6 protein-coding genes are annotated in these 11,318 nt (G+C 34.6%); 1 reads left to right on the top strand and 5 read right to left on the bottom strand.

All coding sequences use genetic code 11. The features are described from left to right. Positions 1 to 3: 3 nt before the first annotated feature. Entirely contained in the window at positions 4 to 933 is a 930-nt protein-coding gene (locus NLJ00_RS20620; protein ID WP_256635224.1) for a FecR family protein, read from the bottom strand. An 83-nt stretch (positions 934 to 1,016) separates the two neighbouring features. Then, positions 1,017 to 1,541 (bottom strand): RNA polymerase sigma-70 factor, encoded by a 525-nt coding sequence (locus tag NLJ00_RS20625; RefSeq protein WP_256635225.1) that lies wholly within the window; start codon positions 1,539 to 1,541, stop codon positions 1,017 to 1,019. Between the two features lie 265 nt (positions 1,542 to 1,806). On the opposite strand from NLJ00_RS20625, the gene NLJ00_RS20630 reads away from it, so the two are divergent. Then, positions 1,807 to 2,862, top strand: a complete 1,056-nt coding sequence (locus tag NLJ00_RS20630; protein WP_256635226.1) for a phosphatidylinositol-specific phospholipase C1-like protein — start codon at positions 1,807 to 1,809, stop codon at positions 2,860 to 2,862. A gap of 259 nt (positions 2,863 to 3,121) precedes the next feature. On the opposite strand, the gene NLJ00_RS20635 is transcribed toward NLJ00_RS20630, so the two are convergent. From NLJ00_RS20635 to NLJ00_RS20645, 3 genes are all read right to left on the bottom strand, one after another. Beyond that, positions 3,122 to 5,047, bottom strand: a complete 1,926-nt coding sequence (locus NLJ00_RS20635; protein ID WP_256635227.1) for a metallophosphoesterase family protein — start codon at positions 5,045 to 5,047, stop codon at positions 3,122 to 3,124. 1,416 nt (positions 5,048 to 6,463) lie between these two features. Then, a complete protein-coding gene (locus NLJ00_RS20640) occupies positions 6,464 to 9,325 on the bottom strand; it encodes an RICIN domain-containing protein (protein WP_256635228.1) in 2,862 nt (953 codons plus the stop codon). 260 nt (positions 9,326 to 9,585) lie between these two features. Further along, entirely contained in the window at positions 9,586 to 11,226 is a 1,641-nt protein-coding gene (locus NLJ00_RS20645) for a glycosyl hydrolase family 18 protein (protein WP_256635229.1), read from the bottom strand. Positions 11,227 to 11,318: the final 92 nt, after the last annotated feature.

Here is an 11,318-nt window from a genome sequence, read left to right on the forward strand (position 1 = left end):
TTTTTAATCCACTTTTACTATTTCGCCATAAACTTTGAATTTTAGGTTTGTGATATAATTTATTTGTTCTAAAACATTCTCTAATGCTGCGTCTTTTTTAATGAATACCGTTAACGGCGTTGCTAATACTTGTTCATTATCATATTGAAATGAAACTCCGTATTTATATTGTAAAATGGTGATAACGTGTTTAAGTGTAGTCTGATCCAGCGTCACATCTGTATTATACCAATTGACCAAAAATGATTTATCAGCCAGTTGTTTGGTCAGTTTTTGTGATTCAAAAAGCGCTTCTTCATTTGGAACTAAATCAACGCTCTGCCCTTTTGAAGTCACATTTACTTTTCCGGTTACAACAATGACTTCACATTTTGATTTTGACATTTGAATGTGAAATGAAGTTCCCACAACTCTCGTTTTAAGCTCGCCCGAAGTGATTATAAAAGGATGCTTTTTGTCTTTGGCAATTTCAAAAAATGCATTCCCTTTTAATAAAACGACTTTTCTTTCGTCGCCTTCGAATTTTTCAGGATACTGAAATGATGAGTTTGCTGCCAGATAAATTTTCGAGCCGTCACTTAATTTGATAGATTTGGGATTCGATGACGTTTTAAATGATAATTGTTTTTCTTTTGCAAAATCAGGCTTAAAGAAAAAACCTAAACCAGCAAGAAAAAGAATACTGGCAGCCGCCATATATTTTAGGTACGGATTAAAATTGAATGTTTTTTTATGTACAATTCGAAGTTGAATTCCGTCGTATATATTTTTAGAAACTTCAACAGAATTTCCCATTGAAGATTCATCCCAATTTGAATTTTGGTATTCGCTTAAAGCAAAATTATGCAGCAGATTTTCTTCTGCCTCTGAAGTTTTATTTCGAGAACTTTTATCTATAAGATATTCTAAACTATGCTTGATTCTTTTTATCATAATACTTATTGTTACCTATAAGTACCGAAAGTTTAAAATCGTACTATTCGGAAATATTATGAAACCATTAACAGAAAGTTATCTTAAAAATTTTGCTTAAAAAAGATAATTGGAGCTATCCAGGCCAGATCTTTCAAGCCTTCGCGTAATTGTTTTAATGCCGATGAAATTTGGTTTTTCACCGTTTGTTTTGAAATCCCAAGTTCTTCTGCAATTTGATCAATTGACATATCCTGAAATTTATACATTAATAAAACCTCTTTTCTTTTCTCCGGAAGTTGGTCTAATAAGGAATAAAGTAAATCCATTAATTCGGGATCAATTGACTGAAAGTTGTCAATAATGTAATCTTCAAATTTATCTTCCATAATCGTCTTGTCGAACCGATTATTTTGATAATGTTTAAAGATCTGATTTTTTACTGCTCTGAATAAATAAGGTTCGATTGCATTAATGTTCAAATCGTCTTTTCGTTCCCATAAATCAATAAAAACATCCTGAACAATATTCTGCGCTAAGTCTTTATCCTGAGTCATCGTATAGGAGAAGGCATTGAGTTTCTGCCAGTAATCAGTATACGTTTTTTCAAAAATTTCAGGATTCTTCATTGGTTATTTTAATCACATTAAGTGATGTAAAATAAGGAAATGTTATACCAATAGTTTTTGCCTGAAAGTTATCTTTAAATTAAATTTTGAAATGTTTTGTTTTATTAATACTACGATTTTCGGGCAAAAATGATAATCGATTTGCGATTTCTTTTCGTTTAGCTAACACAAAAATTAAATTGCGGCGCTACATTAGTAATCTCTAAAATGCAATTCTCTTTTGCTGCGTCTCCATACTTTTTAATCCTAATTTCATCTAAAAATCATGAAACAAATTTTGTTTGCATTGCTTTTTGCCGGGACAGTACAATTGAGTCAAGCGCAAAATGAGAATTTAAAAATCAACCAGATACAAGTTATTGGTTCGCACAACAGTTATCGTCATAATATCGAACTTGACTTATTCAATTTTATTCAGGCAAAAGATACTACACGTTCACTGAAAGGTTTACAATACACACATATCAGTCTTACAGATCAGTTGAATAAAGGTTTACGCCAATTAGAAATTGATGTTCAGGGCGATCCTCAAGGTGGAAAATTTGTACATCCAAAAGGCCTTGACATTGTAAAATCACAAGAAGCTTACGACCCAAATGGAGAAATGAAAAAACCGGGTTTTAAAGTTTTTCATATGATTGATATCGATTTTAGAACTTCTTGCTACACGCTTCAAGGCTGTCTTGCAGAACTAAAAAAATGGTCTGACGCAAATCCTGATCACGTTCCGGTTTTTATTACTTTAGAACCAAAAGACGATGACAGCTACTTGGGAACAAAAGCTGAGAAATTCACGTCTGAACTTTTTGATGCTTTAGACAAAGAACTTCGCAAAGGTTTAGGAAATAAATTGATTACGCCAGATATGGTTCGTGGAAAATACAAAACACTGGAAGAAGCCGTTTTAAACAACAACTGGCCAACGCTGAAAAAAGCAAAAGGTAAATTCTTGTTTATTTTGGATAATAACGGTGCAAAAAGAGATTTATATGCTTTAAATCATCCGTCATTAAAAGGACGTGCGGTTTTCATCAACGCCGAGCCAGGAAAACCAGAAGCGGCAACAATTTTCAGAAACAATCCTGAAGACGCTACAATAGCTGATTTAGTTAAAAAAGGCTACATTATAAGAACCAGAGCCGATGCTGACACAAAAGAAGCAAGAGCAAACGATTACACGCATTTCAAAGCTGCAAAAACTTCAGGAGCACAAATCATCACTACTGATTATTACCTGCCAAGTACTTTCTTTAATTCTCCTTATCAAATTAAATATGATGACGGGACTTATGTGAGAGTTGATCCGGTTAATGGTAATTAGATTTTAGTTTACAGTTGCAGTCACAGTTTTCAAGATTGTGACTGTGATTTTTTTTAACGCAAAGAGCACAAAGTTTTTTTCGCAAAGTTTACAAAGGTTTTTGTTTGCGTTTATTAATAAACGTAAAGTTCACAAAGCTATAATTGATAAAGCTTTGTGAACTTTGATTTTTATAAAATCTTCTTTTAAAAAACTTTGTGTTCTTTGCGAAAAACCTTTGCGCCCTTTGCGTTAAAAAAATCACAGCTACAAGCTAAAATTACTTCAAGCTTTTAACTTCACCCGTTTCCAAATCAACTGTAAAATGATCTGCAGGAACTTCATGCATGAATTTGTTAAAGATGACAAGAAATAACTTCATCTGTTTTTGCAGAGGCTTAGCAACTTCTTCTTTAGAATTCTCTAAATACAACTTCGATAAAACTTTATAAGCTGCCACCCGCTTTTCTCCAACATCAACTAGAGCCAATTCATCAGCGCTTCTAAAACGATAAAAGTCAATTAAAAGATCATTTCCTGTCCAATTAAAATCTTCTTTTTTGAGATTGTTTTGAGCTAAAATTTGTTCCGATTTCAATTCGGCTTCGTTCCATTCATTTTGAAACTGTGATTTATTTTTCAGAATAAAATCAAAATCTTTATCCGATTGAAGATTTGCTAAAACCAATAAATCATTAGCCGAAACATTTAGAATAAAATCCTTAAAAGCAGAAGGCCAGTCATCAGATAAAAATCTCAAACGAACCAATTCTTTCAAATGAAAATCGGTAAAATCGTGGTAATTTTTAGTTTTTAGAATATCGATATTCCAAATGTCTTTTGCGTTTTGACTTTGCAAAAACTGATATTCCATTTTATACAAATCAAAAAGTTCATCAAATCCTTTAACCTCATCAATAGTAATAGTTTGAATATCGACCAGATTATCTTTTTTAATCGTCAATAATTTATAAGCCGGAATATAAGCCGCAAGCGACGGTGTTTGGATATTGACCAAAGTATTACCTTTTGCAGTGGTACGTAATCCTGTATCGTTGATGTGCATGTGTCCGCCAAAATGAATCTTCAAACCCGCATCGGCAAAAACCTGTGCTACTTCTTCAACAGGAACTCGGTTTAACTGCCATTTATTCGGACCTAATAACTCTTTTATTTCCGCGGAAGCGTCATCATTAAAATCAATCATTGGGAAATGACTGAAAGCAACTAAAGTTTTACCGCGAAGTTTGGCTTCCGCCGAAATATCCTGAACCCATTTTATAAGATGTTTTTTATTTGAAAGTACATTATTATAACCTGTACTGGCTTCTGAATAACTTTTAGAATCTTTTGGATCACCATCGGTTTTCTTCGGAATATAAACATTTCCGTCAATTGCCATTAACCAAAGGCCATCAATTGGTTCCACAACATAACTCACATCCGGAACTTCAAATCCAGGCGCAACATTGTAAACTCTTTTGGTTAATTGTGAAGCTTCAACGGCTTTTTTGTAATTGTAGTTTTGGGAATTATAACTGGCAAAAGGAGTCGACCAGAATTTGTATTTTTTATTCGGATAAAATCCGAAGTTTTGCAGATCATTAGTTATGCCTAAATAACCCATTTTAGCAATATCGGCTGTTATGACAACTGGCTGTTCGATATTCATGTTTGGCTTATACATGCCGTCTTTGCTAAAAATGGGTTGGCTTTTTCCTTCCTTTCCTAAAAAATCTTCTTTTCCCGATTCCTGAGCAAATGGTCCAACCGGATCATGATTTCCGGTCGTTATAAAAAATTCAATACCATATTTTTTTTGGTACTGATCTAAAATTTTCTTCAATCCGCGCACGTGTATCGGCTGTCCGTCATCGGTGTAATCGCCCGGAAGTGCAACATATTTTATTTTTCTTTTTGCAATATCTTCAAGAGCGGCGATGAAGGCAAAATAATTTTCATTGAAAATTCTCGTCGAATGTAACTGCGAGGCCATCGTTCTTATTAACGCATATTTTCCGGTTTTGGTATTCAAAACACCTTTAAAATCATTATCAGAAAAGCTTCCAAACAAATCCTGAAGATGAACATCAGATAAAAATGCCACCTGAACGCCGTCTAAATTCTTTTGGTTTTGGGCTGAAATGGTATGATTGAAGATTATTATAAAGAGTATAATTATTGGCGAAGTAAATTTTAAATTCATAGGGTTTAAGCTTTTGCAAAATGGGGAATTTATTAAAAGTAATAAGCAGCAATTTTATCGATTTAAAGATGAAATGAGTTTATGTTATTGTTATCGAATGATAATGTTTTTATTGAGGTTGTTTTTTTAACGCAAAGTTCGCAAAGGTTTTTCGCAAATTTCACGAAGATTTTTTAAGTAAGTTTTTAATAAAAACTAAAGATCACAAAGCTTTTCGAACTTCATTTAGCTGCGAATCAAAATATTATAAAATCTTAGCGTGCTTTGCGGAATTTTCGATTGGTTAAAATTTCAGTTGTCCCTATGGGACAATTTGTGGAACGAGTCGTTTATTTTTTTACCGACGATTTACCTCTAACGAGGTAATTTTACAAAAATTTTAAAAACTCCGTTAGGAATTTCTGGTCGGTAGAAAAAAGAATATGACGTAAGCAAAATTGTCCTGTAGGGACAACTCTCTTAGCAATTACCGCATAAAAATCAAACGAATAATTTATTATAAAAAAATGTATAGTCCCTACGGGACAATTATATTGTGGTCAAATTTTTTTTTTTACCGATATTTAACTCCTAACGGAGTTTTCTAAATTGTAATAAGTTTACCTCGTTAAAGGTTAAATATCGGTAGAACAGAAATTATCGCCCCTCGAAAAATGTCCCGCAGGGACACCCCCTAGCAATTACCGCATAAAAATCAAACTAATAATTATTATAAAAAATGTATAGTCCCTACAGGACAATTATATTGTGGTCAAATTTTTTTTTTTACCGATATTTAACTCCTAACGGAGTTTTCTAAATTGTAATAAGTTTACCTCGTTAAAGGTTAAATATCGGTAGAACAGAAATTATCGCCCCTCGAAAAATGTCCCGCAGGGACACCCCCTAGCAATTACCGCATAAAAATCAAACTAATAATTATTATAAAAAATGTATAGTCCCTACAGGACAATTATATTGTGATCACATTTTTTTTTCTACCGATATTTAACTCCTAACGGAGTTTTCTAAATTGCAGTAAGTTTACCTCGTTAGAGGTTAAATATCGGTAGAACATAGATTATCGCCCCTCGAAAAATGTCCCGTAGGGACTACACATAAAATTATCTAACTCTAAATAAAATATTGACAACAAAAAAAAAGGCTGTCATTTCTATTTTTTTTAACGCAAAGCCACAAAGATTTACGCTAAGTTCGCTAAGTTTTTTTTAAGTAAGTTTTAAATAAACTAAAGATCACAAAGCTTTGTGAACTTTAGTTAGCTGTCCTCAGAATGTTTATAAAATCTTAGCGAACTTTGCGTATTTTTTGCGGACTTTGCGGTAAAATTTTCATCACAAAAAAAGGCTGTCATTACTGACAGCCTTTACATTAAAACCTAAAATTTAATGTATAAAACCATTATGGCGAAATGGATTATTTCTTTATAAAACGTTTTATTGTTTTTTGTCCATCTTTTTCAAAAACAACAAAATAAATTCCCTGTCTTAAATGCGAGACATTCAGACTATTGTCATTGCTTTTTTGTGATGAAACTACAGAACCTTGAGAATCTATTACTTTAACATTTCCTCCCGAAACATCTTTTGTAAAGAAAAGTGTTTCTGAAACCGGATTTGGATAAACATTAAATACAACCTCTTCAACTTTTTCATCTATATCTTTTGATGCAGCCGGTGCTCCTGCTCCAACTTTCGTTATTCTGATCCAGTTGATGTTCATTCCGGTATTTTGAATGTAGATTCCGAAATTATATGTTCCGGCATTTACGTTTACCGTTTGTGTAACCGTCTGCCAGTTTTGCCATCCTCCGGTATTTGGAATATCAACATTTCCTAAAACAATTGTTCCTCCGTTTAAATCAGATGATAATCTGCCGCCAGTAACGGCACTTGCCACTCTGTATTCAATTAAATAAGAACCTGTTGTTGGGAAATTAATGCTGTTATACGCTAACCAATCTCCTGTTTCTGTGTAACCTACATTTGAGCCTCCGCCTGTATCTGTAGTTGCTTCAACCTGAATTCCACTCATTGCTGAGTAATCTTCGGCCTGAATTAAAACTGAAGTCTGCGAACTTGTAGCAGGAACTAATTTCCATTGTCCGCACGTTTGGTTGTTATTGTCCCATTGCTGCACATTGGCACCATTTGCAGTACTTGCTCCGGCAACCTCAACGATTCTTCCGCTGTGTCTGGCAACAATTTTATAAAAGCCATCGCCTGTAGAAACCAGAATGAATTGCTGATTTGTAGTTCCGTTATACGGATATTGCTCTACACTTACACCATTTGCTGTATTGAAACCATTTACGTCTAATGATTGTCCGCTGTGATTGGCAATAATTTTGTATAAACCGTCACCTAAATGTGTAAACGTAAATTTTTGATTGTTTCCAGTATTTGCAGTTCCTTGTTTAATGCCTGCTCCGTTTGTTAAACTGGCATTCCAAACATCCATATTTAGATTGCTGTTTCGGTTTTGAAGGAAGAAAGTTTGATTTCCTAAAGTGGTAACTCCATTTGCCAAAATTCGAATCGAACTTACTTTATCATTCCAGGTTGCATTCAAACATGAATTATCAGAATTAATTACAGTTGAAGCTCCGGTAAAATTATCATCCTGGTACAAAATAGCCTGAAATCCCTGCGTAATTCTAAGCGAAGAAATATCATCATTTAAAATTCCTAAAGAATTTAAACGTGCCAAATTATAATCTCCAATAGTTAATCCGCCTGAAAAACCTGTATAATTACAATCTTTATAAGCAGTAATTACACCAGTAGTTGGATTGATGTTTCCTCCCGGAGGAATTGTTCCTGTAACCGAATAACTTCCGATAGAACCATAAGCCGAATAACCGCCGCTTCCGGTATTTCCTGCTCCGTTTCCATCAACGCCGACAAAATATTTACCAGCCGGAAGATTTACATTCATAGAAGCATTTAAAGCAAACGGATCAGAATTCCAATACGTTCCCATTTCTGTTCCTGCCGAATTATATAATCTTAATAAAAGATGCAGGTTTCCGTCTCTTGAAACAGTGTTGGCATTTATAGAAACATTTCCGCCGCCAGTTGTAAAAGTGAAGAAATCATAATCAGCTGCACTTGAAATAATTCCATTTTTTTGATTGATTGCTCCACTTGCATTATAATCTAAAGTGGCTGCAGAAGCAGTATTATCTCCGTAATCATCGCCGCGATATCCAACTCCAAATTTAGAGCCTGCAATTATCGCTACATCATCTTGTAAATTATTAGCAAAATTGTATTCGCCTTTACTCCATTGTACAACAGGTCTGTAATATCCTGCACCCATAATTGGAGCCCACGAAGTTCCGTCTAAACCTACGAAATAATCTTCGGCAGGATTCGTACGTCCGTCATGACCAAGATCAAAAGTATGACCAATTTCATGAGAAGAAGCATCACCACCTGATTTCCCGGAAGTAATAAATACCCAGCAAGGCACATCATTATCCCAGTTAAAAGAACCAATGTAAGCTACACCACCCGCGCCCGGAGCTGCCGTATTTGTTGGCGTTACTACAACACGCATTCTTCTGTTTCTTGGGTAAGAATTAAAAACAGCTTCGCTTGTGGTTACGTTTAGATTAAAAGGTCTGTAATCTTCTGAAACTACTTCCCAATGCTGCTGAACTGCTGCATCACTCATTCCTGAAGCAGCTGCGTTAATCGCATTACCATTGTTCCAAAGATTTCCTGCAGGCATATAATAACCATCAAAATCTAATAAAACACAGCCTGCTGCACCCGGTAAACTTTGTAGGTTTAGCAATGCCGGAGCAATTTCTGCTGTCGCTGATGTTTTATTTGCTGCTTTTGATGGAAGGTTTTTATAATCAATGCAAACCAAAGTATTAATATCAACTTTAGAAACAAAAGCATTTCCTTGTGCATCAGAGTAATATTTGTAGGCTTCTCTGGTTTTCTTTAAAATAATATGACCTTCAAGAGATTGATCTTTTATTCTAATATAAAAAGAAGATTCTGCAACATTTTTAATTTCTCCAATTAAAAATTCACTTGACTGATCTGATTCTTTATAATTTATTTTTCCGTTAAAGCTTTTGGAATCGGCTGCCTGAAGCAGAATTGTTTTTTCTATACCTTTTGCAGTCGTAGAAGTAACTAATTCATTTTTTACTTTGCTCAAAAATGTTTTGCTCGAACCTAAAGAAGTCTGCGCCGTGGCAAAATATCCAAAGGAAATTATCAAGAGTAAACTTAACCGAAATCTGTAATTATTTTTCATATAATTGGGGTTAAAGGGGGTTACAATTTAAATGGAGCTTTTTTTAACACATAGATACATAGTTCATTATGGATAAAGACGTTTCACTCGCATAAACAATCATAGTGTTTTGCGTTTAGCTATGTGTAAAAACTAGTTTTTTGAATTTCCTTTATTTCAGAAGAAAAAATCTATGTTTCTATGTGTTTAAAAAATACTCTATAAACAAAAGCACTAATCTTCTCTGCCGAAACAAAGAAGAAAAGTGCTTTATGTAAAACTTATTTTTTAATAAAACGTCTTACCGTTTTGATTCCATCTTTCTCTAATGAAATCAGGTAAATTCCTTTTTTCAAATCAGCAACATTGATACTGTTGTTGTTTACTGTTTGTGACGAAACTGTAGCGCCGCCTTCAGAATTGATAACGCTTACATTTGCTCCGGAAACTTCTGAACTAAAGAAAAGTGTATCTTCTGTTGGGTTTGGATAAATAGTAACGCTTGCAATATCTGCAGGAGTTTCAGCAGCCGGAGCTACCGATTTTGCCGCTAAACCAGAAGCAGATTTCGTTATTCTAAACCAGTTTAAATTTACTCCTGAAGCTTGAATATAGATTCCGAAATTATACGTTCCGGCATTTACATTTACAGTTTGCGTAATTGTCTGCCAGTTTTGCCATCCGCCAGTATTTGGTACATTAACTGCACCAAGCTGAATTGTTCCGGCATTTAAATCAGATGATAATCTTGCTCCGTTAACAGCACTTGCAACTCTGTATTCAATAACATAATTACCAGATGTTGGAAAGTTAATATTGTAATATGCCATCCAGTCTCCTGTATCAGCATAACCTACATTTAAACCTCCGCCTGTATCTGTTGTAGCTTCTGTTTGAACACCGCTCATTGTATTATAACTTTCGGCTTGTATTAAAGTTCCTGTTCCAGGAGGATTACTTCCTGTAATAACCTGATTGATGGCAGTTAATAATGATTTAGAGCCTGTTGCATCCTGAGATAATTCCCAAATCATAACTCCGCCTGCGTTTTGAATCGCAAAAGTTGTTTTTGCTTTAATTGTTGGAATTCCGTTATAGTAAATTGTATTTCCAACCTGATCTAAATTTTCTGCTCCCGGATATTGAGCTACGATATTAGCATAAGAAATTCCCTGATTTGCAGATGCTCCAAAGCCATATCCGTAAAATGGTAATCCAATGATTGCTTTACTTGCAGGTAATCCTCTTCCTGTCCAGTAATTAAACTGATTTACAGCCATGCTGTATGGAGAATGCTGTCCCGGGTTATTTGGCTGCCATGGCCCAGTTGCATCGTATGCCATGATATTAATCCAGTCGTAAGCCGCAAAAGTAGATGCAGGTACATTTGCACCACCATATCCTTCTGAAAGCGCTGACGAAATCAATTTTCCATTGGCATGTAATTTATTCGCCAAGGCAATAACAAATCCGCCGTAATCGCCGTTAATTGCCGGACCTTCTAAATCTACGTCGATTCCGTCAAAATTGTGAGCGACCACATAGTCGTACAGTTTTTGAATAAAAGCGGTACGGTTTCCCGGCGTAATTAAATTAAAATAATTGTCACGAATGGCACCGCCTTCAGAAATGGCACCTCCTCCAAGAGAAACAAAAACTTTAACGTTTTGAGCATGTGCAGTATTAATAATGGCATTATTTCCAGAATTAAAACTTAAATATCCGTTTGCATCAGGATTTTCGAACGCAATATTAATGTGCGTTAATTTACTGTACTGGATAGTTCCTGCTAAAGCATTTAAATCAACCCAGTTCGGGACATAAGCGATTACTTTTTTCTGCTGGGCCGCAGCTAAGTTAAAAACACCCAACACTAAAATAATAATGCATTTCTGCAGCATTCTTCGGTAATTGTTTTTCATAATAAATTGTTTAATAGATTAATAAAAATTTGTAAATATTGGGGGAAATGAAAAATTTTGGATTTCAAACTTCAGATTTTAGATTTGATCGC

This window comes from Flavobacterium panici (assembly GCF_024499525.1).
In the GTDB taxonomy this organism is placed as follows: domain Bacteria; phylum Bacteroidota; class Bacteroidia; order Flavobacteriales; family Flavobacteriaceae; genus Flavobacterium; species Flavobacterium panici.

What these genes read in the sequence shown, in the direction of transcription:
- NLJ00_RS20620 (WP_256635224.1), bottom strand. Translation starts at nt 933, where the DNA reads ATGATAAAAAGAATCAAGCATAGTTTAGAATATCTTATAGATAAAAGT.
- NLJ00_RS20640 (WP_256635228.1), bottom strand. Translation starts at nt 9,325, where the DNA reads ATGAAAAATAATTACAGATTTCGGTTAAGTTTACTCTTGATAATTTCC.
- NLJ00_RS20645 (WP_256635229.1), bottom strand. Translation starts at nt 11,226, where the DNA reads ATGAAAAACAATTACCGAAGAATGCTGCAGAAATGCATTATTATTTTA.
- NLJ00_RS20625 (WP_256635225.1), bottom strand. Translation starts at nt 1,541, where the DNA reads ATGAAGAATCCTGAAATTTTTGAAAAAACGTATACTGATTACTGGCAG.
- NLJ00_RS20635 (WP_256635227.1), bottom strand. Translation starts at nt 5,047, where the DNA reads ATGAATTTAAAATTTACTTCGCCAATAATTATACTCTTTATAATAATC.
- NLJ00_RS20630 (WP_256635226.1), top strand. Translation starts at nt 1,807, where the DNA reads ATGAAACAAATTTTGTTTGCATTGCTTTTTGCCGGGACAGTACAATTG.